This window comes from Candidatus Zixiibacteriota bacterium, assembly GCA_035380245.1.
Classification (GTDB): domain Bacteria; phylum Zixibacteria; class MSB-5A5; order GN15; family FEB-12; genus DAOSXA01.
The window spans coordinates 1-25170 of record DAOSXA010000003.1 but is presented as its reverse complement, the minus strand read 5'-3'; the positions used below and the strand labels follow the sequence as shown (position 1 = coordinate 25170).

General features: G+C 53.4%; 19 protein-coding genes, 1 tRNA gene and 1 other RNA gene. 9 read left to right on the top strand and 12 right to left on the bottom strand.

The window, feature by feature from the left end; all coding sequences use genetic code 11:
• Nucleotides 1–74: 74 nt before the first annotated feature.
• The 9 genes from murQ to PLF13_10455 form a co-directional block, all read right to left on the bottom strand.
• The gene (gene murQ, locus PLF13_10495) at nucleotides 75–986 is read right to left on the bottom strand and encodes an N-acetylmuramic acid 6-phosphate etherase (protein HOP07706.1); all 912 of its coding nucleotides are present in this window, start codon (nucleotides 984–986) and stop codon (nucleotides 75–77) included.
• 88 nt (nucleotides 987–1074) lie between these two features.
• The gene (locus PLF13_10490; GenBank protein ID HOP07705.1) at nucleotides 1075–1851 is read right to left on the bottom strand and encodes a hypothetical protein; all 777 of its coding nucleotides are present in this window, start codon (nucleotides 1849–1851) and stop codon (nucleotides 1075–1077) included.
• Nucleotides 1852–2271: 420 nt separating this feature from the next.
• Entirely contained in the window at nucleotides 2272–3675 is a 1404-nt protein-coding gene (asnS, locus tag PLF13_10485; protein ID HOP07704.1) for an asparagine--tRNA ligase, read from the bottom strand.
• A gap of 2009 nt (nucleotides 3676–5684) precedes the next feature.
• A tRNA-Lys gene (locus PLF13_10480) sits at nucleotides 5685–5756 on the bottom strand.
• A 476-nt stretch (nucleotides 5757–6232) separates the two neighbouring features.
• On the bottom strand, nucleotides 6233–6580 hold the full coding sequence (locus PLF13_10475; GenBank protein HOP07703.1) for an FKBP-type peptidyl-prolyl cis-trans isomerase: 348 nt from the start codon (nucleotides 6578–6580) through the stop codon (nucleotides 6233–6235).
• A 183-nt stretch (nucleotides 6581–6763) separates the two neighbouring features.
• Nucleotides 6764–8038, bottom strand: coding sequence for an adenylosuccinate synthase (locus tag PLF13_10470; protein ID HOP07702.1), 1275 nt, complete (start codon nucleotides 8036–8038; stop codon nucleotides 6764–6766).
• Nucleotides 8039–8062: 24 nt separating this feature from the next.
• Complete coding sequence (gene yihA, locus PLF13_10465) at nucleotides 8063–8635, bottom strand: ribosome biogenesis GTP-binding protein YihA/YsxC (protein ID HOP07701.1); 573 nt, start codon at nucleotides 8633–8635, stop codon at nucleotides 8063–8065.
• A gap of 92 nt (nucleotides 8636–8727) precedes the next feature.
• Entirely contained in the window at nucleotides 8728–11127 is a 2400-nt protein-coding gene (gene lon, locus PLF13_10460) for an endopeptidase La (GenBank protein HOP07700.1), read from the bottom strand.
• A 158-nt stretch (nucleotides 11128–11285) separates the two neighbouring features.
• Nucleotides 11286–12281: a serine/threonine-protein kinase gene (locus PLF13_10455; protein HOP07699.1), complete on the bottom strand. Its 996-nt coding sequence runs from the start codon at nucleotides 12279–12281 to the stop codon at nucleotides 11286–11288.
• A 124-nt stretch (nucleotides 12282–12405) separates the two neighbouring features.
• Here PLF13_10455 and amrB point away from each other — a divergent pair, with 124 nt between their 5' ends.
• From amrB to PLF13_10435, 4 genes are all read left to right on the top strand, one after another.
• On the top strand, nucleotides 12406–13830 hold the full coding sequence (amrB, locus tag PLF13_10450; protein ID HOP07698.1) for an AmmeMemoRadiSam system protein B: 1425 nt from the start codon (nucleotides 12406–12408) through the stop codon (nucleotides 13828–13830).
• Nucleotides 13831–13997: 167 nt separating this feature from the next.
• A complete protein-coding gene (locus PLF13_10445) occupies nucleotides 13998–14993 on the top strand; it encodes an SDR family NAD(P)-dependent oxidoreductase (GenBank protein HOP07697.1) in 996 nt (331 codons plus the stop codon).
• Nucleotides 14990–15409, top strand: coding sequence for a hypothetical protein (locus PLF13_10440; GenBank protein HOP07696.1), 420 nt, complete (start codon nucleotides 14990–14992; stop codon nucleotides 15407–15409). The genes PLF13_10445 and PLF13_10440 overlap by 4 nt, the downstream gene beginning before the upstream one ends.
• 9 nt (nucleotides 15410–15418) lie before the next feature.
• On the top strand, nucleotides 15419–16573 hold the full coding sequence (locus tag PLF13_10435) for an aminotransferase class V-fold PLP-dependent enzyme (GenBank protein ID HOP07695.1): 1155 nt from the start codon (nucleotides 15419–15421) through the stop codon (nucleotides 16571–16573).
• Between the two features lies 1 nt (nucleotide 16574).
• Here the strand turns inward: PLF13_10435 and PLF13_10430 are convergent, their stop codons facing one another.
• Nucleotides 16575–17612: an SGNH/GDSL hydrolase family protein gene (locus tag PLF13_10430; protein ID HOP07694.1), complete on the bottom strand. Its 1038-nt coding sequence runs from the start codon at nucleotides 17610–17612 to the stop codon at nucleotides 16575–16577.
• Between the two features lie 12 nt (nucleotides 17613–17624).
• On the bottom strand, nucleotides 17625–17774 hold the full coding sequence (locus tag PLF13_10425; GenBank protein ID HOP07693.1) for a DUF5989 family protein: 150 nt from the start codon (nucleotides 17772–17774) through the stop codon (nucleotides 17625–17627).
• Nucleotides 17775–17950: 176 nt separating this feature from the next.
• On the opposite strand from PLF13_10425, the gene PLF13_10420 reads away from it, so the two are divergent.
• The 3 genes from PLF13_10420 (at nucleotide 17951) to PLF13_10410 (ending at nucleotide 22590) form a co-directional block, all read left to right on the top strand.
• A complete protein-coding gene (locus PLF13_10420) occupies nucleotides 17951–19000 on the top strand; it encodes an SDR family oxidoreductase (GenBank protein HOP07692.1) in 1050 nt (349 codons plus the stop codon).
• 88 nt (nucleotides 19001–19088) lie between these two features.
• Nucleotides 19089–21521, top strand: a complete 2433-nt coding sequence (locus tag PLF13_10415) for an HYR domain-containing protein (protein HOP07691.1) — start codon at nucleotides 19089–19091, stop codon at nucleotides 21519–21521.
• Between the two features lie 235 nt (nucleotides 21522–21756).
• Complete coding sequence (locus PLF13_10410) at nucleotides 21757–22590, top strand: hypothetical protein (GenBank protein HOP07690.1); 834 nt, start codon at nucleotides 21757–21759, stop codon at nucleotides 22588–22590.
• A gap of 22 nt (nucleotides 22591–22612) precedes the next feature.
• Here the strand turns inward: PLF13_10410 and PLF13_10405 are convergent, their stop codons facing one another.
• A complete protein-coding gene (locus PLF13_10405; GenBank protein ID HOP07689.1) occupies nucleotides 22613–23578 on the bottom strand; it encodes a DUF523 and DUF1722 domain-containing protein in 966 nt (321 codons plus the stop codon).
• A 148-nt stretch (nucleotides 23579–23726) separates the two neighbouring features.
• Between PLF13_10405 and PLF13_10400 the strand changes: the two genes are divergently transcribed.
• On the top strand, nucleotides 23727–24134 hold the full coding sequence (locus PLF13_10400) for a hypothetical protein (GenBank protein ID HOP07688.1): 408 nt from the start codon (nucleotides 23727–23729) through the stop codon (nucleotides 24132–24134).
• Nucleotides 24135–24484: 350 nt separating this feature from the next.
• Nucleotides 24485–24846: a transfer-messenger RNA gene (gene ssrA / locus PLF13_10395) on the top strand.
• The last annotated feature ends 324 nt before the right edge of the window (nucleotides 24847–25170 follow it).

Sequence of the window (25170 nt, the reverse complement as noted above, 5' to 3'; positions counted from 1 at the left end):
GCGACCTGAAAAGGTGTACCTCTCGGTACAGAGCACTTTATTTGAACATCTCGGTACACCCGATGCGAAAGCGATCAACGGCAATCGCGCACAAATCCACCGGCGTGAGCCAGCTTTTCGGCAGCGATCTCGGCCGAACAGTTAAGGCGGTGCATGACAATCGCGATCTTGACACTTCCCCCCGCTTTCTCCAGGAGACAGTCAGACTCGGACAAGGACAGATCCAGGAGTTCCATCAGCATTTTGCGCGAGCGTGCGGCCAATTTTTCGGAACGAGCCTGAAGGTCTACCATGAGATTGCCGTAGGTTTTACCCATGAGAACCATGGCGGTAGTTGAAATAGCATTGAGCGTCATCTTCTGCGCCGTTCCCGATTTCATTCGTGTCGATCCTGTGATAACCTCGGGACCAACCGTTAACTCGATGACGGTATCGACAAAGGCCGGGGATTTATCCAGGTTATTACAAACAACAAACGCAGTCCGACACCCGGTTTGATGCGCGTATTCCAAACCTGCGAGCGTATAGGGAGTACGAGCCGAAGCGGCCAGACCGATTACCAGATCACCGGTCCGGATGCCGCGATCGGTCAAGTCTTTGACCGCTGCCGTGCGGTCATCCTCAACTCCTTCCTTAGAAAGAACCAGAGTGGCATAACCGCCTGAGATCACACCGACAATTTGTTCCGGATCGGTGCCGAACGTGGGAGGACATTCAGCTGCATCCAACACCCCCAGACGGCCCGAAGTCCCCGCTCCGATATAAAACACCCGGCCGTTGTTTTTCAAAGTGTCGGCGAACTGCTGCGCCACGATCGCGATCTTGTCTCCGGCTCCCGCCACAACGGCGGCAACACCAGTGTCCTCTTCGTTGATCAAACGTACTATTTCGCGTGCACCGAGACGGTCAATCTCGACTGTCCGGGGATTTATCCTCTCCGTGGAGAGCTTCCCCAACTCCTCAATAAGCTGCTCTCGTTCATCCATGGACCGAAGGTAGAATCGCGGCATTGGAGAGGCAAAATAAAAAGGCCGCCGAGCGGCAGCCTTATAATTCGTCGTTCGAACAACAACCTTAAAGCACTACCACATGGACCGAGTCGGGAGCCGAAACCACCAACGATCCGAAACGGCCTTTGAAACGCTCGTCGGCGATATTGTCCGATAAATTGCCCGGCAAAGGCATCGGCAACATGCTGTGGGTAACAGTGCTGTCCGGCGAGTCGGTATAAGCGTAAATGTAAACATAGTACCAGCCGGTGTCGGGATCGAGGGCCCCGCTGACACGAAACGCCTCGCGGGGAATCGTAGCCGAGGTCACCTGCGTACTGATCCATTGTGAGAAACCAAAGCCGGTGTACAGCGAATCCTTGAGAGCTACCGCCAGCACGTATCCTTCGGCGTTCTCCGCGGAAGTGAAATCGACCGTCACGACATCACCGGCCGGATTCACCCGATTGTCCGGCAAACCGGTCACGGTATCGGTTACATCTCCCGGCACAACCGTGAAAACCGTGTCGAGAAAATCCACTCCGTCCGAGAAAATGACAGTATTAACACCAGTTGAAATGGAATCGGCCGAATAGTAGAAACGCCAATAAGCATCATTGGAATAATGCAGGCTGTCTCCGGAAAAACGCACCGATCCATCGGAATAAGTCGAGTCGTTGGAACTGATCAAAACTCGTACAGCAGCAGCATCCATCCAGAGAGACCTGACGGACGCACCGAAGAAGTTATAGCTGGATTCGGTCTCGCTCATGAGACTCGTAGAGTGACAACCGGCTATCAGGGCGAGGACTACCAACGCCATGACAGCCAGGATATCTATTCTGGTAAATTTCTCTTTCATATAGTCCTATAATCGACAAAAACAGCCTTACCTTTTACTCAAAAATATCGACTAATGATCTAAGTCCGGGCTCATCAATGATTTCAGAACGGGCAGTCAGGAAGAACCAGTTTCGACAGCCGAAGAAAACTTGATACAGTAGAGAAATACATGCTTTTTTCACAAAAAAAGTGCTGACAATTTCGATTTTTGAAACTATATTTCAGTGCTGATCGTTATAAAAGCGACAGTGATGTGCTCCAAAAAATAACGGCGACCGGATCACTGAGCACATGATCTAACAACAGTGTCGCCTTATACGGCCCCCGCGTCGTTCCCCTCCCCCGGCGCGGGTGTCTTTTTTTATGCCCGATAGAAAAGAAGAGCAGGTCGCTCAGGATTAAGCAACCTGCTCTATATCCACCGTAATCAATTGATTTATCAGAACTTAGCCCATCGAGGGACACGTGGGAAAGGTTGTACATCGCGGATGTTGGCCATTCCGGTTATGTACATAATAACCCGATCAAAACCCAGTCCGAACCCGGAGTGGGGAACGGTTCCATACCGACGAATATCCAGATACCAGTCGTAGTCTTTCGGATCACCGACGCCCATCTCCCTGATTCGATCAATCAGGACATCATATCTCTCTTCACGTTGAGAACCGCCGATGATTTCTCCTACCCGGGGGACTAATACGTCCATCCCCCGAACGGTTTTATCATCATCGTTAACACGCATATAGAAAGCCTTGATATCCTTGGGATAGTCATAGACAATCACCGGTTTTTTGAATATCTGCTCGGTTAAAAAGCGCTCATGTTCGGTCTGCATATCCATGCCCCAGCCGACGGGATATTCGAACGAGTGGCCCGATTTGACCAGCAGGTCCATGGCCTCGGTATAGCTGATCCGCTCGAATTGGGAGCCTGCGATCCCCTCCAGCGTTTCCCGCAGAGGGATATCCCTGGCCACCCACTTATCGAAAAACTCCATGTCGTCAGCACACTTATCCAGGGCAAACCGGAACAGGTTTTTAAGAAAATCCTCGGCCAGGTCCATGTTGTCCTCCAACTCAGCCCAGGCCATCTCCGGCTCGATCATCCAGAACTCGGAGGCATGGCGGGCAGTGTTGGAGTTTTCGGCTCGGAAAGTCGGTCCAAAATTGTAAACATCTCCCAGAGCCATCGCCGCCAGTTCGGCTTCGAGCTGGCCGGACACGGTTAGATAGGCCTCGGAACCGAAGAAATCCTGGTCAAAATCAACCTTTCCGTCAACCTTGGGGACATTAGCCAGATCCAGCGTAGTTACATGAAACAGCTCACCGGCGCCTTCACAGTCCGAGGCGGAAATTATCGGTGTGTGGATGTAGTAGAATCCCCGCTCCTGGAAATACTGATGAACGGCATAAGCCACCCGGGACCGCAGCCGGTTTACCGCTCCGAAGGTGTTGGTGCGCATGCGCAAATGAGCGATCTCGCGCAAGAACTCGAAACTGTGCCGTTTCTTCTGGAGCGGATAGGAAACATTGGCTTCTCCGACCAGATTCAGTGAACTCACCCCCAGCTCGAACTTCTGCCCCTTGGCGGGCGATTCGATCAGCTTCCCGCGCAGACGTACGGAAGCCCCGGTGAGGATTTTGTCCAGATCGGGGAAATCGCCAGGATTAGAAACCACGCCCTGCAGGTTTCCCATGCAGGAGCCGTCGTTCACCTCCAGAAAAGTTACATCTTTTCCCTGCCGGACTGTCCGGACCATTCCCAGCACCGTAATTTCGGCGCCAACCGGGACAGCCTCATCGAGCAGGACTCGGGCGATCTTAGTGCGAATCTTGTAATCCATACGTCATCTCCAGAATACTTCGATTGCGGTGGACTCAAGCGGTCAATAAAGCAGTCCAAACCGGTTCTGGCAAGGTCTCTTTCGATCCGTCGGCCCGGTCGGACTGCAATGACTAACAGGTCGGCAGACTTCGACGGTGGCTTGATCGGAACCTTCATTGCCAAATTGGCAGAGATTTTGAAACCACCTCGGGGATACTACGTATAAGAAAGCAGAACGCTGAGTTATTTAAAAGCTCCTCGGCTTAACATAGATTACAACTTATTCCTCCTTCTAACTCCGGCCCACCCAGCCGGAGTTTCTCGCATTAATAAGTGAGCATAATTCGGATAGGAAGAACATCCCTGGACAGATTCGAAGACGGATTACCCGGAGAACTCTCAACAGGTAACCGGCCTCAGGAGTCCGGGATCCCTGTGATCCCGGCCATTGCACCAGCGCGGCGGCGGGCTGAAGAATGTCCCCCGGAGAGCAGTTATCCACAGTCTCCGATCATTGAGTCCTCTAAACCAGATATCCGCCATTCGCTTAGGGGGAAATGGGTTCGATTTGTATTTTTTATATTTAAGCACTTCTTTTCCCCCGCCATGGGACTCGCGCACGTGGCGCCAGCCCGCTGACTAAGTACGCGAGATCGCATTCTGTAGCGAATCGATGGGAGAAGTGCGGCAGCAAAGATGTCGGGACTGCAAGAGTTCCGCTACTATCTGCTTCAGCAGATGCAGACGAGACATCTGCCGCCTACGGAGTTCGAACACGCGGGTTCGAAGACGGACCCTCGCTACGGATTTGCAGTCAGGTTTAGTATTCCCCACCCGTGGACGGGTGGGCCACCAATCTTAGACACAGGGGCAAACCGGGAGGTTTGCCACCCAGAAATTCCCACCCGAGGGGTGGGGCACCGTTTGCCTGGGTGTACCGCTGCAGATGCAGACGAGACATCTGCCGCCTACGGAGTTCGAACACGCGGGTTCGAAGACGGACCCTCGCTACGGATTTGCAGTCAGGTTTAGTATTCCCCACCCGTGGACGGGTGGGCCACCAATCTCTTAGACACAGGGGCAAACCGGGAGAGATTTGCCACCCAGAAATTCTCACCCGAGGGGTGGGGCACCGTTTGCCTGGGTGTACTGCTGCAGGTGCAGACGGGACGTCTGCCACCCACGGAGTTCGAACACGCGGGTTCGAAGACGGACCCTCGCTACGGATTTGCAGTCAGGTTTAGTATTCCCCACCCGTGGACGGGTGGGCCACCAATCTTAGACACAGGGGCAAACCGGGAGAGATTTGCCACCCAGAAATTCTCACCCGAGGGGTGGGGCACCGTTTGCCTGGGTGTACTGCTGCAGGTGCAGACGGGACGTCTGCCACCCACGGAGTTCGAACACGCGGGTTCGAAGACGGACCCTCGCTACGGATTTGCAGTCAGGTTTAGTATTCCCCACCCGTGGACGGGTGGGCCACCAATCTCTTAGACACAGGGGCAAACCGGGAGGTTTGCCGCCCAGAAATTCTCACCCGATGGGTGGGGCACCGTTTGCCTGGGTGTACTGCTGCAGGGGCAGACGGGACGTCTGCCACCCACGGAGTTCGAACACGCGGGTTCGAAGACGGACCCTCGCTACGGATTTGCAGTCAGGTTTAGTATTCCCCACCCGTGGACGGGTGGGCCACCAATCTCTTAGACACAGGGGCAAACCGGGAGGTTTGCCGCCCAGAAATTCTCACCCGATGGGTGGGGCACCGTTTGCCTGGGTGTACTGCTGCAGGGGCAGACGGGACGTCTGCCGCCCACGGAAATCGCAAAGTGTAAGGCATAAGGGCTGCCGCTCACTATAATTCACGGGCGGATTAACCCATATAACGTCCGCGTGTTAAATCGGCCGAGATCGCAGGGATCACGGCCTACGAGAGGTTGAGTTGGCACAAGAATTAGAAAAAATGCCGCCCACGAATTCGCTGCGATTTCAGAAGTGAGGAGGTTTGCCCCAAAGAAGAAGGGGCAAGTATGAGGGTGGATGGGATCGAACCATCGACAACCTGCTTAAAAGGCAGGAGCTCTGCCACTGAGCTACACCCCCAGACTTACCCCTCACGGGCTCGTCGGACGGTCTAAAATAATGGACCGAAGTCTTATGTCAACACTTTTTGGCTGCCATCAGTGACCAATCAACAGGTTTGATCGCCCTGGCGACCCGGCCGGGCCCTCGGGAGTGTTGAAAAACCCTCACAAAGTCACAATCGCGGCGGAGACAAGCCCCGCCGCTACGCGTTAAAGAGCCATAACCTCGTGTAGCGGGCGGCCTTGTGTCGCCCGCATTACTGACGTGTCTTGCTGAACATCCGCGCGTACAGCTTTTTCGCCATCCCAATGGAGTCATGGACCGTCAGAATCCACTTTTTTTATCTCATTTTCCTAAAAACCTGGAATCCAGTGAACCATTCTCCGTGTATAAGCGTTACACTACACAGAAACGCTTCTTCATACCTCTCAATGCTTGGTATTGGTTGGAGAAGGTTCGCTCCCCGCGAATCTTCTCCTTCTGTTTTTCAGTAATTATTTAACTGAGACCAAATCCATTTCAAACATCAAGGTCGAGTTCGGCGGAATAACCGGCGGGCGACCCTGGGCGCCATAGGCCATTTCCGGTGGGAGAAGAATCTGGCGTTTGCCGCCGACTTTCATGCCGCGAACCCCAAGATCGAAACCGGCGATCATACCACCGCCGCCAACGCGGAACGGCAACGGTTGGTTGCGCGGGATTGAGCTGTCGAACTGCTTATCGGCTTTGCCGTCGACCCAGAGCCAGCCGCTGTAATGGACCTGGACCTGTTTCCCGGCCTCGGCTTCATCTCCATCGCCGATAGTAATATCACGGTATTTGAAACCGGCTTCATGGTCGATCCATTCGGCCTCGGTTTGGGACGGTTCCGGCGTAGCAGGTTTTTGAGCTTCAACCGCTTTCGCGGGTTCTTTTTCTGTTTTATCGGTCTGATTGTCACCGGCGCAGCAAAGACCGGTCAGGATCAGGAGAGTCATAACAGCAGTCAGAAATAAACGCATTTGTTACTCCATCTTGATTTTTAGTTACATCATTATCGTTTCATCACGTTTGGCACCCGTAGAAACCACCCGAATACCGACATCGAGATCAGCGGCGATATACTTCAGATAGTCCTGGGCTTTATCCGGAAGATCCTCGAACCGGGTTTTAGCGGTACATTTTCCGGACCAGCCCGGGAGAGTTTTATAAACCGGCTTGACATGGCTCAGTTCAGCCAGGTCCAGAGGTACTTCCGAAAGCGTCTCACCGTTCAGTTCATAGGCGGTGCAGACTTTGACTTCTTCGAGGCCGTCGAGCACATCAAGTTTGGTAATAGCGATTCGGTCAACACCGTTGACTCGTACGGCATGTCTCAGAGCCACCAGATCGAGCCAGCCGCAGCGGCGAGGCCGTCCGGTAGTGGCGCCGTACTCATCCCCCTTATCGCGCAGTCTTTCACCGCAGTCATCGATCAACTCGGTCGGAAACGGTCCGGCGCCGACGCGGGTGGTGTAGGCTTTAATCACGCCGACCACCTCATCGATCATACGCGGCCCGATCCCCAGTCCGGTGAGACAGCCGCCGGCGGTGGTGTTGGACGAGGTCGCGAACGGATAAGTCCCGAGGTCGACATCGAGCATCACTCCCTGGGCTCCTTCGAACAGGATCGCCTTACCTGCTTTGTGAGCTTCGAACAGGTACCGGGAGACATCGATCACCATCGGTCGGAACAATCCGGACAGTTCGATCAGCTCGTTATAAGTCCGATCCAGATCGGCTCGTTCGTCTTCGGAACCTTCGAGGTATTCGGCTTTGATCTTACGCTGATAATCGAGACGCTTGCGGAGACGGTCCGGGACGAACAAGTCGACCACCCGGATACCGTTGCGAGCGACTTTGTCGATATATGCCGGTCCGATACCTCGTTTGGTGGTGCCGAGACTCGAGGTTCCCCGGCTATTTTCCTGAACGGCATCGATCAGTTTGTGATACGGCAGGACCAGATTGGCGGCCGGCGAAATACGCAGACAATTGTTGTAATCGATCCCCTGCGCCGCCAGAACATCCAGTTCTTCCTTGAGTCCGAACGGATCCAGCACGACACCGTTGCCAATACAACAGACTTTGCCCGGATGAAGAACGCCTGATGGAATCAGATGGAAAACGAATTTTTCATCCCCCACCTTGATCGTGTGTCCGGCGTTGGCCCCTCCCTGGAAACGGGCAACAATGTCCGCCTCGGAAGCCAGCAGGTCGACGATTTTCCCCTTCCCTTCATCGCCCCATTGGCATCCCACTACAATCGTGTTTTTACCCATGCTTTTAAATCATATATCTCAGGGTTAAGTTTCGTTCTGTATCAAGTCGAATATCGCCCCCAGCAGTTCTTTTTTACCCAGTCCGCTGAGCGCCGAGAAGCCGATCGCGGGTAGTCCCAGTTGTTTTTCTACCTGGTGAATTATGCGGTTGGATTTATCGCGATTCAGCTTGTCCATTTTGGTAACCACCATCAACGTCGGCAACTCGCGCCGCGCCAGCCATTCCATCAACTGGAGGTCCTCGCCGGCCGGTTCCCGGCGACAATCAAGGAGCAATACCAGACCTTTGAGATAAGGAGATTCGGTCAGATAGCCTTCAATCAACTCCCCCCAGCTTTCACGTACCTTATCCGGCACTTTGGCAAAACCATAGCCGGGTAAATCAACGAAATAGAAACGGTTGTTGACAAGGAAGAAATTGAGGGCGCGAGTCTTCCCGGGCGTCGAGGAGACCTTGGCCATCTTGTGTTGCCCCACCAGCTTATTGAGCAGGGTGGACTTCCCCACATTGGAACGACCGGCAAACGCCACCTGAGGTAGCCGGTCTTTCGGAATCTGGTTCAGAGCATAAAAAGAACCAACGAACTTGCAGTCTATCTGTTTAACGATCGCCTTTTTCCTTCATCGGGCTCGCGGTGCGAAACCGAAGTCATGTCATATAAATCGTAATACCGGTTTTAGCACCGTCTCTATTGCGGCTGTGCGGTCGTCGGCAATGCCAGACGTCGTTCACGGCCTTTGAACGGCGATTCCTCCATCGCCAGCTTCAGAACCTCTCTGACCGAACGCACGTATGAGAGTTTCAATCCCTTGAGCAGTTCTTTCTTCAATTCACTTATATCTTTGCGGTTACGAGCCGGTACGATTATATGGTTTACACCGAGGCGCTTGGCCGCCAGAAGCTTCTCGTTCAATCCACCCACCGGAAGGACATCCCCCGTGAGGGTTATTTCGCCGGTCATTGCAATCGAGGTCTTGACCGGAATACCGGTCAAACTCGACACCATGGCCGTCAACAGCGTAACTCCGGCTGAGGGGCCATCTTTCGGAACGGCTCCTTCGGGGATATGTACATGCAGTTCGAGCTTTTCGTAGAAATCCTCGGGAAGACCGAACGCGGAGGCATGATTACGTACGTACGAAAGCCCGGCGGTGGCCGACTCCTGCATTACCTCACCCAGCGATCCGGTCAGCGTCAAACGGGCCTTACCACGCATCGGCACCACCTCGACCGGCAGAACATCACCGCCCATTTCAGTCCAGGCCAAACCCAGAGCATAACCGATCGTCGGTTTGGTCTTGATATTCGTCTCGACATACTTGCGTGCTCCGAGCAGCTTGTTGACCTTCGATTTAGTCACGACAAGCCGTACTATCCGTCTTCCCTGAGCAATCGTCACAGCGATCTTGCGGAGGATGGATATCATCTGCCGTTCCAACTCGCGCACACCCGACTCCAGCGTGTAATGCTGGATAATCTCATAGAGGGCATCATCGCGGAACAAGATTATTTTCTTGTCCAACCCGGTCTGCTTTTTGAGCTTCGGGGTCAGGTAGTCGCGGGCAATAGCCGCTTTCTCAAAGTCAAGATAACCGGGCAACTTGATAATTTCCATGCGGTCGCGCAGAGCCGGCGGTATCGAGGCCACGCTGTTGGCTGTCGTTATGAACAGGATATCCGACAGATCGAACTCGACCTCAAGATAGTTGTCGGTAAAGGTATTATTCTGTTCCGGATCGAGGACTTCGAGCAACGCCGACGACGGATCGCCTCGGAAATCTTTCCCAACCTTATCAATTTCATCCAACAGGATCACCGGATTGCAGGTCTGGACTTTTTTAATCGCCTGGATAATCCGACCCGGCAGAGCACCGATATAGGTCCGGCGATGCCCCCTGATTTCAGCTTCATCGTGGACTCCGCCAAGCGACATCCGGGCGAATTTACGCCCCAAAGCTCTTGCAATTGAACGTCCTACGGAAGTTTTGCCAACCCCCGGAGGGCCGACCAGACAGAGGATCGGACCGCGCACCTTGCCCGCCAGACGAATAACCGCCAGATGTTCCAGGATGCGTTGCTTGGGCTTATCAAGGCCGAAATGGTCGCCGTCAAGGATCGACTGAACCTCTTTGAAATCGGTCCGATCGGTGGTTCTTTCGAACCAGGGTAATCCCAGCAACCAGTCGAGATATGAGCGCACTACTCCCGATTCGGCTGAATACGGGTGCATCTTGGACAGCTTTTTTATTTCTTCCTCGGCCCGGGTGCGTACCGTTTCGGGGTATTCGTTGGCGTCGAGTTTGGCATAGAGATCATCGACCTCGGTTCCCGGCTCATCGAACTGCCCCAACTCGTCCTTGATAGCTTTTAACTGCTGCTGGAGATAATACTCGCGCTGACTGCGGGACATCGATTCCCGCACGGAGCCGTCGATCTTCTGCTCGATCTTGAGAATCTCGATCTCTTCCTTGAGTAATCTCGCCAGCAGTTCCAGGCGCTCTCTGACACCGAACGCCTCGAGCATTTTTTGCTTGGTTTCAATTTTCTGGAGAATATGGGCGGCGATCGTATCCGCCTGTTGCTCGTGATTTTCGATCGAGGCGAGCGTCACCAGCACCTCGTCAGGAATACGGCGATTCATGCGGACGTATTCGGCGAATTTTTCCGCAACCGAGCGTGACAATGCCTCCAGCTCGCGAACATTCGACTCCGGCTGGACCTCGGGTAATGAAATCTGGGCCGAGAAATAATCACCGGAACGAATGAACGACTCTATCCGGCAGCGGGTAATTCCCTCGACCAGCACCCTCAGAGTACCGTTCGGGACTTTCATAACCTGCAGCACGCGGGCTACGATACCGACCGTGTAGAGGTCATCGAAGGTGGGATCATCGATCTCAGCCTTGCGCTGGGCCACCAGAACCAGCAGTTTGTCCTGGACCATCGCTTCCTGCAGGGCTTTCATAGTGAACTCTCGCCCGATCAGAAGCGGGTACATCATGTGCGGAAAAACCACTACATCGCGCAACGAGACAACCGGTACGATTTCCTTGATGTGGATCGTCTCGGAGTTGTGTCTAATTTTCATATCGACTATTCTCAATCTCCTCAACCTAAGGGCCAACCATAAATGATAGGTAATTCGGACCCCGGCGTAAACAGTTTTTCGCCGGATGTGATCCCGACAGACCCGGCCGTTGCAATTATTATACTGACGATTGAAGAAAAAAAGGCGTGCCGAGGCGGTTAGTCGCGACCGGCCAGGAGACTCCAGAGAATCAGCAAAACTACGAAAACGGCTGACATAGCCAGATATGTACGGGGTGATGCCGAGCGGCGTCCATCGTCCGCGACATTGCTAAACCGTTCTTCGAACTGCTGAATACTCTGAAGAGTAATGACCAACTCACGGGCAGAAGCCGGGCGGTCTTTCTTGCGTTTGGACATGAGGCTTTCAAGCAGGAGGATCATTTCACTCGGGGCGCCGGAGGAACGTAGGAGCTTGAGGTCCGGGTCCTCGTGTAAAATCATCTCTTCGAGCTGGATTGGATCCGGGCTCGAAAAAGGAAGAATTCCGCTGAGCATGCGGTAAAACACCACCCCCGTACTGAACAGGTCGGCCATATTCCCAACGGAGTCATCGGCAATTTCCTCGGGTGAGCAGTACGGCAACATCTCGGCCGGATATCCAGCCGGGGGAATACCGGCATTGCGGCAACGTAAACGCGGCAAGCCGAAATCGAGCAGTTTGACTACCCCATCCTCAGCAATCATGATATTGCCGGGATGAAGATTACCGTGAGTTACATCATTTTCGTGAGCATACCCGAGCCCGGTTGCAATCTGACCGGCAAGATCGAAGAAACGATCCAGCGAGATGGGCCCTTCGGCCAATTCCGATTCGAGGGTATGACCATCGACATGTTCGTAGACAGCAATCAGGCTGTCCTCAAACGGCGCAAAATCCAGCAGACGGCAAATGTTGACATGGTTCAGCTCCCGGGCGGCTTTCAGGCTGTGGCACCTTCGCCGACGCCACTCATCCGGATGTTCCGGATCGGGAGTCAGCAATTTGACCGTCACCAGTCGCTGATAAAGAGGTTCAATTGCCTGATAGACAACGCCGTGCGTACCTCGGCCCAGCTCTTCGGCAATTTGATATTGATGCAGCCGTTTCGGGATTTCTAGCTCCATAAGATTAATAACGGAAAATAAAGGCTCCGACTTGACAAAAATCGGCATTTCCGGGTCCATGAATTCGTATCTATTGGGGTGCTCAAACGACGATCTGCGGGCTATCGGATTGACTTTTGAGATTCAACGTTATACCATGCCCAGCAGCACTTTGAAATGAGGAATAAGCGACGTGGAAAGAATCAGAAAACCGGCCGCCGCCGGAATGTTTTACCCCGGTTCCGCCGGAGCCCTGAGCAACACTATCGCCCAGCTTTTTGCCGAGGCTGAACACCGTTCTCTGGGAGGCTCTCCCCTGGCCCTGATCGTTCCCCATGCCGGATATCCCTATTCCGGTCGGATCGCCGCAAAAGCCTATAAGCTGCTCGATGGCCTCACCTACGATACGGTGGTGATTGTGGCCCCCTCTCATACCGTCTTTTTCCAGGGATGTTCGGTATTTGACGGTGATGCTTATGAAACACCGCTGGGTCCGATTCCGATTGACAATGAGATCCGGGAGCGTTTAACCGATATCAGCCCCGGCATCTACATTTCCAACAAGGGCCATGCAACCGGTTCCAGCCGCGGAGAACATGCTATTGAAGTGCAACTCCCGTTCCTCCAAATAGTCCTCGGGAATTTCAAGCTCGTTCCGATTGTCATGGGGGATCAGGAAGAAAGCACCGTACGCGGGCTGGGAGAAGCACTGGCGTCGGTTCTGCGTAATCGCTCGGCCCTGATGGTCGCTTCGACCGATCTTTCTCATTTCCACGATGAAAAAACCGCTCGCCGGCTGGACAGTGTCGCTCGTGAGACCGTGGCGGCCTTTGATCCCAGCCGCCTGATCGAACAGCTCGAGGACGGTGAAACCGAAGCCTGCGGCGGCGGCCCGACTGCGGCGGTGATGTTTGCCGCCAAACGCCTCGGAGCATCGGATATTGAGATTCTCGACTACACTACCTCAGGTGAAACCACCGGTGATTTCGATCAGGTGGTTGGATATCTCTCGGCTGCCATAACCACCAAAAAGAAGATCATGCCGCAAGCGGAGATAGGCGCTCCACCGGCTCGTCCCAGCCACAGCGACCGGATTGACGAGGAAGCTCAGGAGAAGTTGCACGATATCGCTCGTCAGGCAATTGCGGCCCATTTCAAGGGACACCGGTTCACTCCGGCGGCCGATGAGCTGTCCGAGATCAAACGGGGGGCATTCGTTACGCTCGAAATCGGCGGACAACTGCGCGGTTGTATCGGTCAGATCAGAGCTCGCCTGCCTCTTAGCGATACTATTGCCGAAATGGCCGTGGCCGCGGCGTTCGAGGATCCTCGCTTTCCGGCTCTGTCGGAGGTTGAATTCGAACATGTCGATATCGAGATTTCCGTGTTGTCTCCGCTGGTGCGTGTGCACGATATCAAGGAAATCGAAGTGGGCCGCGACGGCCTCCTGATTAAGCTCGATATGCACTCCGGTCTGCTGCTGCCGCAGGTTGCCACCGAATACGGCTGGACAACCGAGGAATTTCTCGAACAAACCTGTCTCAAGGCCGGACTGCCTCGTAAGTCGTATTTGGACAAGTTCGCTGAAATCTACCGCTTCTCGGCCCAGGTGTTCTGAGGTTCTTTACATACGCCCGGGCTACCACGGCAACGTCAACCTGATTGCGGGCGACATGAGGCCGCCCGCTACGCGAGACTGTGATCCCGGCATTCATGGATTTCTCTATTCGAATGGAGATCGTTTCAAGACTTGTTTGAGGAACTCGGCTCCCGTATTTTGGCACCATGTTAAGCCTTTCCCACAGCGTTTTAATTACCGGAGCCAACGGCTTCGTCGGTTCCCGGCTGTGCCGTCGTTTCCTTAAAGAGGGCTTTCATGTAATAGCCGGTGTCCGCCGCAGCTCGGATATCTCCTCACTCGAAAATCTCAAGGTCGAATATCGCTACGGCGATGTAAACGACCCGGGAAGTCTGGACGATCTGGTAGCCGGAGTCGAATACATCGTCCATAATGCCGGAGTAGTTAAAGCCAAGCGCGAGCAAACATTTTTCGACATCAACGAAACCGGCACCCGCAATCTGATGGAAGCAATCGTCCGAGCCAATGCCGGCGTTAAGCGCGTTGTTTATATTTCATCGCTGGCCGCCGCCGGACCGGCTCCCGCGAGCAGACCTCGAACCGAAGACGACCCGCCGGAACCGATCACCGTTTACGGCCGCTCCAAACTGGCGGGAGAGCGAGTTGCATTGAGTTTCGCCGATAAGCTACCGGTTACAGCGGTGCGCCCACCTGGTGTTTACGGCCCCGGCGACAAAGAGATATTTGCCTTTTTCCAGGCGGTCCATGGAAGGCTTCGACCGGTAATCGGCAAACCCGACCGGAAAATTCAATTGGTACATGTCGATGATCTCGCCAACGGTATTTATCACGCGGCAACGGCGGAGGTCTCTTCGGGACGGGTCTATTTCATTTCCGAGAAGAACGCCTATGGTATGGCCGAATTAGTGGCGCTGGTTGGGCAAGCGGTGGGACGTAAGGGTTTGCCGCTGCGCCTGCCGGGATGGTTGTTCCGGGCTATCGCTTTCGTATCGGAAATGTTGTTTCGCCTGGTCGGGGCAACGCCGATGCTCACCCGTGAGAAGGCCGGTGAGTTGCTGGCGGCATGGGAGGTTTCCACCGAGCGTGCTCGATCCGAGATTGGATTTGAATCACAGATTCCTTTCTCCGAGGGAGCCCGGCAGACATATCAATGGTATCTACAGCAAGGATGGCTTAAATGATCTCTCACGCTCTGCTCATTTACTGCCTCGTAGTCGGCGGCATTTACCTCCTGGCGGTTAGTATTCTGATGGAAATAATCGGGAGCCTTATGAAGGTTAAGCGCGGTATCCCGGCCGAACTACTCGAAAAGGATGATTTCGGAACCCGTCTGACCTGCTTCCTGATCGACTATGTGTTCATCGTGGCGATCCCGACCCTGGCGTTTGCGGTCCTGTTTACGGTACTGCCGCTAACGGGGGTACGGTCCGGCCTGGCGGCCGCGTTGTTTGCCTTCACGCTGGGCAGCGCACCGCCGGTTATCCTTCTTTCGATCAAACTCAGGCTATACATGCCATATCTGCTGTTCGTGCTGCTCAGCCATCTGATCAAGCTGGCCGGCAGTCTGGCAATAATCGGATACCTTTATTACCTGTAACGGATGAATATGAACGATCAGGACGCTTTTAAAAAAGTTCGCGCCTTGTTCCCACATGCGCCTAAGACAGTGTATTTCAACGCTGCTTCATACGGGCCGTTCGCCAGAACGGTGTCCGCCGCAATTTCCGAGAATCTCGACCTGCGCATGAAAGCCCGTCGCGATGATTCCCATGACGCCTTCGATAACTCCGCTTATCTTCGTAAGGCTTATGCCAAACTGATCGGAGCCTCGCAAGATGAAGTCGGGATAGGTCTTAACACCACCCACGGCATCAACATCGCCGCTTTCGGTTTGCCGCTCAAACGCGGGGATGAGATTATCTGCTCCGATGTCGAATTCCCGGCAATCATTTACACCTGGCGCGAGGCGGCACGGCTGCGAGGGTTGAAGATCAAACAGATTCCCTCGGTCAATCGCTGTTTCGATCTGGATATTCTTGAGAAAGCAATCAGTCGCCGTACCCGGGTGGTGTGTGTCTCCTGGGTGCAGTTTTTCAACGGCTATAAAGTCGATCTCAAGGACCTTTCCGAGATATGTCGCCGTCACGACCTGTTTTTAGTCGTCGACGGCATCCAGGGCATGGGAGTGGAACCGCTCAATCTCCGCCGACTGGGAGTCGATATTTTCGCTTCCGGATGTCAGAAATGGATGCTTTCCCCGCAGGGTTGCGGCTTTTTCTATCTTTCCGACCGAGTGCGCGACAAACTCTCACTGCCGTTCGTGAGCTGGCTGGCGGCCGACTGGAAAGTTCAATTCACCGATCTGTTTCGTTACAACCTGCCGATCTCCGACGCCGCCCTGAGTTTCGAAATGGGCTATTATGTGACGACAAACCTGATCGGGATGCGAGCGGCCGTGGCGATGTTCGAGTCACTCGGAGTGCGCAACATTCAAAAGCACAACTATGCCTTAATCGACCGCCTGGCCGCCTATATCGAACAGGAGCCGTTCTACACCATCACCTCATCCATGGAAAAGGCACATCGCTCCAGCATCTTTACATTTTCCTGCAACGATGTCGAGAAATTGCATCACGAGATTCTTAAGGCGGGGATCGTGCTGGTTCAGCGCGAGGGCTCGGTTCGCGCCTCGGTGCATTTGTACAACAACGAACGCGATATCGATCGTTTGATAACCGTTCTGAAACGATTCGCCCAATAGACTAAATCTCTTCGGACACGAACTGCGCCAGACGGCGCCCGATATAATCATGCCCGGCGGCGTTGAAATGGATGAAATCCTCCGCCGGGTTATCGTAGAATTCGGGGTGTTCATCGAATCCGGCAGTGATATCGATCATCGGGATCGACAACCAGGCGGATTCTTGTCTAAGTCTGTTATTCAATTGCTTGTGGTAGTTGATCGGATGCGCCCAGGGTGCGGCCTCAGGATGATCAGTCAGGTTCGGTTGGGGTTGTGTGAGAATCACCGGCATCCCCCCGTTTTCTTTGATTGCCTTGCAGAGTTGGACAACGTTCCGGATCGATTCGTCTATCCCGACCCGGTAGACGATATGATCACGGTCAAAAAGCGAGTCGACGTTCGGCTCAATAGCCTCCAGCCAGATTTTCCTGATCACCCGGTAGGTACCAAATCGGTTAAGACCATTTTGTAACGATAAAATCCATTCCGGCGGCAGTTTTTGATCCTTGTCGGCGATCCCCCCGGCTGCGGCCCATTGGTCGTTCCAACCAAACATGACAAAGACGATATCGGCCCGAATATCTTTCAAATTTCGCTCGAAGAAGCGGCATCCCTGCAGAGAAGAATAGCCCGGCACACCGGCGTTGATCACTTCGTAGCGACCGTCGAGATAATGACCCGCCCGAGCGATGTAGGTCGCCGAGTCACCCACCCCCCAACCGAACGTACACGAATTGCCTACAGCCATCAACCTCGGGAGAGTTTTCTCCGTGGTCGGTTCCGGACCGCGAAGTCCCCGGCTGTTGATCCGATAGGTTTTTCCTTCAAAGAATTCCGATGTAACCGTACGATTCGGCCGCAGACGCCAGAACAGGTCGTGGTCACGAGCAAATACCTCAGGATAATCCAGCGCTCGGTTGAGCACGAAAAAGCGATTCGTTACCCGGCTCTCATTCCCGGCCAGCTTCAATCCCACTTCACTTATCAATAGAAGAGCAAAGAATACCAGCAGGCTGTAAACAAACTTCCGTCCGAGATTAAAATTGCCCTGGGACACCAACCACCTCACCTAGAAGACCGAATAAACGTAAGGAGTCAACGATGACGACTCCGTGCAGATAATCAACAGGGACAGTAACAACAACACTACTACGATCGGTGTTAACCACCATTTCTTTTGTGTCTTAAGGAACTGCCAGAAATTAGACCCGAAACCCATATTGATTATCCTTCCAGCCTGATACAATCGACTACCTGCCCTTTAATAAGGCTCATCCCCGGTCTTTGTCAACGGTCGAAAACGGCAACCGATAGAAATGCATTGATCGCCGAATTACAATTGTTTATCAATAATCCTGTTTGTGTAAAGACGAACCGATAAAATTGGCAAGCGGTATGGCTCTGAATCTCTCAGAAAATCGTATTCTCATAACCGGCGCGGCCGGGTCGTTAGCCAAGCAGTTGATATATGATCTCTCACGGCGAGGTATTAAACCTGTCGTTCATCTGCGTGAAACTTCCGACTCTCATTATGCTGACAAGTTCAATCTCGAGAAGCGGGTGATGGATCTTCGTCAGGACACCGATCCGACACCGCTGGTTGAGGGGATCGACCTCGTCATTCACACTGCCGCCTGGGTAAATTTCCGTCAGGATCGCCTTACCCAGTTCACGGCGATCAATACCTTTGCCGCGATAAATCTGTACAAGGCAGCGATGCGCGCCGGAGTCAAGCGGTTCGTTCATGTCTCAACGGTCGGAGCGGTCGGCGCAGTACGTCGTAAGGATTTCGGCAAGGACCGCGAACGGCGCGATTTCACCCTGGTCAACGAACAACAGGAATACAACCTGGACGGTCTGAGAATTCCATATTTAATGACCAAGCGCGCCGCCGAGACAGAACTGCTGAAACTTGCCGAGGACAGCCCGACCGAACTGGTTATAGTTTGTCCGTCGATTATCGTTGCCCCCTCGCGCACCGGCGACGACTATGGTAAAGCCCGTAAGATGTTCAGCCGCTGGCTCATTCCGGACTTGTCCAACCGCCTTAACCTGGTCGATATTCGCGATGTCTCGACCGGTCTTTTAGCCGCCTGTGAGAAAGGCCGCCATCGGGAGCGATACCTGCTGGCCGGCGATAATATCGTCATACGAGCATTGTTGCTCGATGTCTCCTCACTTATCGGGAAAACCCCGCATCTCGTTCGTCCGCCGCGGCCGATGCTGAATTGCCTCAGTCGCTGGGCTGTAATCTGGAGTAAGCTGTTCGGTAAAGGGAAGATATCATTTTACCCTGATATCGTCCGTATGCTCGATTACGATTGGGCTTATTCGAGCATGAAAGCCCGCACCGAACTCGGTTATACCAACCGCTCAATTCACCTGACCCTGCGCGATCTCCTGAACAACGAAATGTTCGGCACCTGGATCAAACCAGCCCGCTGATCATTCCCCGCTGTGGACTCGATCCGTTCTTGACGATACTGCTTTTAGAGCGCATATTACAGCGACTACATCGATCGGACGACCAGGTATGAAAAAGGTAATCCATGCTTTCCTATTGGCCGGTCTTCTTCTGGCCAGTCGGGGATCCGCACAAACCAATATCACGATACCCCGCCTCATGGGCGCTCAATTGGGGCAAAACGTCCTTTTTGATCTTACTCTGGACAATCCCTCGGGTGCTGAATTGGGCGGTTTCGATTTACTTGTGGTCGCCCATGAAGGTCTGACACTTCAGTCGGTGACGGCGGGTGAAATCATTGCCAACTGTGACTGGGAGTATTTTACATATAGCCAGGAATATCAGACCTGCCTTCGTATGGTAGCCATCGCCGATGTCAACAACGGTTCGACTCACCCCTGGTGCTACGGCGCCGACGGCGGCGTGCTGGCACATCTTGGATATGAGATCGGTGTTAATCCCGAGCTCGAAGAAGAATATCTGTCACTCAAATGGATCTGGTACGACTGCGGCGACAACTCGCTTTCCACCCGTCTCGGTGACAGTTTGTACATCTCGTCCCACGTATATGATTTCAACGGTTTTATTCAGGAAGAAATCACGGGAGATTCTTCATTCCCGACCGGCGCCGGAGCGCCCTCCACATGCGGGACCGGAGGCAGCGGCAATATGACCCGTACGGTCGATTTCTACAATGGCGGGGTTTCGGCTTTCATCCCGGATACATTCCCGCCGGTAGCGATCTGTCCCGGTGATACCACCGTCCCGTGTGAGCTGGATGAATGCGGAGCTATCGTTGAATTTGAGGCACAAGTGAGTGACAATCGCCCCGGAGCAACCATCAGTTGTTATCCATCATCGGGAAGTTGGTTTGCGGCCGGAGCCAACGATGTTGTCTGCGTTGCGATCGACTCGGTTGGCAATGTCGACAGTTGTGATTTCACCATCACCGTTCAGGACAATCAACCGCCGCAACTGTTGTTACCCGACCCGATCACGCAGTCATCCGATCCCGGCGAATGCGGCGCGATAGTAGCTTTCTCCGTAACGGCACTGGATAATTGCGGCATCGCCACGACCAACATCCGTCCCTCCTCGGGCTCACTCTTTCCGGTCGGTTCTACCTACGTCCGGTGCATCACTATTGACTATGCCTACATTCCGGTCATCGATAGTTTTCTGGTCACCGTCTACGATGACGAGGAACCTCATGCCGTTTGCCCGGAAGACATTATCGTTCCGGCCGATCCCAACTCATGCGGGGCAATTGTCACATACGCCGTCACTCCCGAGGACAATTGTGAAGCCTCCGGCATGTGCCAGCCGTCATCGGGCAGCTTCTTCCCTATCGGCACGACTCCGGTTAAAGGACGAGTGGTAGATCGTTATGGCCTGTCCGATTCCTGCTTTTTCAGCGTTACCGTTGTCGATACACAACCGCCGGTGCTGACGCCTCAGGAAGATATCACGGTCGCGGCGGAATTGAACCGATGCGGCGCCAACGTGGTCTTTTTTCTGCAGGTGAGCGATAATTGTATCGGTGCATCGTTGACGGCCACCCCGTCATCCGGTAGTTTTTTCCCGGTTGGTACGACTACCGTCGAGGTCGCGGCTACCGATGCGAGTGGTTTGACCGATACGATGTTATTCAACGTCACGGTCGTTGACGAGCAACCGCCGATCTTGTCATGTCCCGACCTGATCGAGGTGGTCAACGACTCCGGCCTTTACGGTGCGTACGTGCAATACGGCCTGACAGCTTCGGACAATTGCGGCAATCCCGAGTTGATCCCGGATCCTCCCGACGGCAGCTATTTCGAGATCGGAAGCCATTTGGTTCAGGCGATAGCCGTGGATGAGGCCAGTCTTGCCGATTCCTGTCAATTCACGGTAAGGGTCACACTCAACGATCCTGACGGCGACAATCTTCCCGATTTCGACGACAATTGCCCCTCGGTTTATAATCCGCTTCAAGAGGACGGCGATCTCGACGGTGTCGGTGATGTTTGCGATAACTGCCCCAATCACAGCAACGCCGATCAAGCCGACTCCGACAATGACGAGACTGGCGATCTCTGCGATAACTGTCCGGACAATTACAATCCGGAGCAGGTCGACACCGATTCCGACGGCGCGGGTGATCCGTGTGATCCTTGTCCAGTCGATCCCGAAGATGACGGCGATCAGGACAGCTATTGTGCGGATCAGGACAACTGCCCGGATGTTTCCAATCCGGACCAGGCGGACAATGATCAGGACGGTATCGGAAACGCCTGCTGCTGCATGCATCGAGCCGATATCAATCACAGCGGCGCCTCCTCCCCCGATATCGCCGATCTTGTTTATCTGGTGACTTATATGTTTTCAGGCGGCGAACTGCTGCCTTGCCCGGCCGAGGCCGATGTGAACGGCGACGGCGGACTTGATCCGGATATTTCCGATCTGGTCTATATCGTCAGTTTCATGTTCAGCAACGGCCCCGCCCCGGTTGCCTGTCCCTAGTACATCCCGAAACACGTTCAACTGGTAAAAGGCTCTCTCTCAGGGTAGTCTCAATCCACCAGCCTTAACTCCACTTATAACAGCTCAACATAAAATATATCTAATCGATTGTCGACCATACAATTGTTTGCAATAGTCCTCACAACAAACAGCTTTTTTAATTACAATTCCGAATTCCATCGCATTGAAACGTTACCCTCTCGAAGCAAGAACTAAGAATGTGAGGTAACAAAAAATGCATCAATCAACACAAAATACAGCAGGAATAATCCTCTTCCGTCGCACGTTTTTCACCCTTATCGCGCTACTATCGGGCATCGTCGCAATGTTGTCTACCGGCTGCGAAAAAAAAACCACGGAACCGGAAGATACACAAGATCTGAACACCCCAGAATATTTCGAGGAGGTGCTTTATTACAATGAGAGTCTTCAACGCTGGATTTTCTTGAACTGGTTGGGCACCAACTCTGACGGTGGGGCACTGATCGTACTCAGGGTTCATGATTTACCGAGCGAAGTCCCTTCCGACTTCAATAAACAAGCTGCCGAAGATGCCCTGGATTACGCGCGCGACGCCTGGGTGAATACACTGCGATCAGCAGGAATTTCGGTTCGCACAATAACGTGTAACACCTCCGACTGCAGATTGAATTTCACTCCGGCAGTGAAAATAGATGTCTGGTACAGATCAGAATTAACCAACAACTATGCTGGTTTGTGTACCCACCAAATCGATATGTCGAGCAAGAAATTCTATGACTGTACAGTCCAGATAACAACAGGACTTAACAGTGAAGGATACAAAATCGTAACCACTCATGAGTTAGGTCACGCCCTTGGTATAGCAAGTCCGAACGAAAACGCCACTAACCACAGTTCCAATATAAACGATGTCATGTACAAAGCTGCGCGATACTGGCAACTCACCAAGGGAGACCAATCAACTATCAGACGCATATATAAAACCGAGCCATACATAAAACCGGCAGATGAGAGCTTAGCTAAGATAATAGATCCAAAGCAGTTAGTAAAGTGGCAGCAATATACAACGTTAGCCCCGGCGCGGTAATGTTATACTGTAGTTACCGAACCTACAGGTGATTGCGCAGCATCAACTCTTTGGGATGAGGGCTGAGATAGACCTGCGCCAGGATGTAGTCGATGCCGTACTTGTGGATAAAATGCCGTATCAGCGTTATCGGGACGATCAGCGGCACTAACTCGGAATGGTAATCTTCGATTGCCTGGCGCACATCGCGCTTTTCGTCCACCGACATCTGCTTCTTGATAAAACCGACAATATGCTGCAGTACGTTGACATTCTTGCGGGTGGTGGCGCGATAAGAGAGCGTGCGCATGAACAAGTCGCGGTACTGCTCTTTGAACTGCGCCGGGGGTATTTCCTTGACCGCCGCAACCAATCGTCCCATTTCGCGGTACATCTGCGGGTTGTGCGCCAGTAGCAGATATTTGTGACGGGTGTGGAATTCCACCATGCGGTTGCGACTGAAAGGTTGTCGATTCAACTCCTTCCAGCGATAGAGGGCAAAGACTCTCACGATAAAATTGTCCCTCAGCCCCGGATCGTTCAATCGCCCCTCCTCCTCAACCGGGAGATACGGATAGGCACGCATCAAATCAGCGGCAAATAAGCCCTGGCCGGCTCCGGTCGGCATGCCGCTTTCTTCGTTGTAAATTTTAATCCGCTCCATTCCACACGAAGGAGACTTACGTTTCAAAATATACCCGCACAGGGCCTGGACATCTTTGCGCCGTACCCGGCGTTTACAAAATTCGTTCATGCGGTCGGTCCAGTCTTCACCGGTATTATTACCGACCATGCGAGGAGTTTCGGGATTGCCTACCAGATTGACTGCTTCGCGCGGCACTCCCATACCGACTTCGAGTTCGGGGCAGATCGGCACGAAGCGGACGAATCGTCCCAACGACTCGGTCAGAAAACGATCGTGTTTGTGACCGCCGTCGTAGCGCACATTCTGTCCGAGCAGACAGGTGCTCACGCCGATCTTGATTTGTCGTGAATTGTTACTTACCAAATCTCTCTCCTGAGCTCTTATTCAGATTAACACTGTAATGCGGACCTGTCAAACGATTCCCCGAATCTCTTTACGTTGCTCTCCCCCCTTCCGAATGATATACTTCATTGTCTGACATAACCAATCAACTCTTTCGAGGAGTCTTATCATGCGCAAGCTTGTTTTGCTCGTCTGCATGGCGGCTGTCCTGACGGCGACCGCATCTCTTTCCTCCGCCGGTGTCATCCCGTCCTGGGAAAACCGTGCGGGCAATGTGGGATTTTTCCCAATCACCAACGAAGTTTCGCTTTTTCAGAACTATGACGATCCCGGCAATGATCGTGGTCGAACGATTCAAATCGTCTCGATCAACTCGTTCAAGCTGTTCACCGAGTTCACCTTCGAATTCACCGCCGACTATAATTTCGATTTCTCGTCCGGTCTCGATCGCGACCATTATGTCGAGCTCTCGCTGGTCAAGCCGGTCTGGTCTATTTTCAGCCTTAATTATCAGCGGATATTGTCGACGTTCGAGCCGGACGCGGTCAACCAGTTCGGCCTGAGGTTGAGCTTGTAAGTTCGTAAGCAGGAGCATTGGTGTAAACAGTCCGGTGGTCCATTCGTCCAGGGGTTGTTGAAAAAGCCAGACGCCCGAACAATCGGCAGAACACGTTTGTTATGCGGGCGACACGAGGCCGCCCGCTACGCGAGGTTAGAGATCTTTAACGCGTAGCGGCGGGGCTTGTCTCCGCCGCGATGGAAGTTTGTCAACAACCCCGTCCAGGGGTGGGACAAATTGGTCGGAACAATTCCGGCCGGCTGGCGTAATATATTTGCCTGAGCGGTTGAATAATCGCCGCCGACAGGTATATTGTATAAAGAGTGTTAGCTCTTCTCCGGCAGTTAATCTGCCGCCGTCAAGATTCTGGGGGTGACTTGGTTTCGACGGGTTTGGTGAGGGGTTGACAGCGTGTCGGGGTTGTCTGGGGCCTCGTTAACAAACCGGGCAAACACAATAATTGGCGAATACGATTACGCCATGGCTGCCTAGTTTAACTAGGAAAGTGCCCGTCGCCCTTCGACTTAGCCTTCGAGGCGGATCGGCGGCGTCGATAAAAGAAGGCTCGGCTTTTCGATGTCTATAAGGAAAGCCTAAAATTCATAGACTGACCCCGAGAGTGGCCTGGCTGTCGGCAGCTATCGGGGCGAGAATGGTAGACAGCCTACACACGTAGACGTCGGCCTGGCGCTAGATTCGGACGGGGGTTCGATTCCCCCCACCTCCACCATTTTGAAAAAGACAACCCGTCTCTCCGGGACCACTCTCGGGGGCGACGGGTTTTCTATTTCCCCTTGTTTTCAAAGGGTTTGGGCGGTTTTAACATCGACGCTAAACCGCTCTCCACCTACCTCATTTCCACCATTTTCCAGCCTTTCATTCTCTGTTTGACCCCGGATTCTCTGTTTTCTCAGGACGAGGTCAGAAGCTCGTCCGGTTGGGCAATCCCTGTTATAATAATGATTTGAGTCGACCGGCCTGTTTTGGGAGTTATGGAATCACGGCCTGTGGTGTGAAAAAGCACCCGAATTTTCGAACCAAAAGTCCCTCGCAG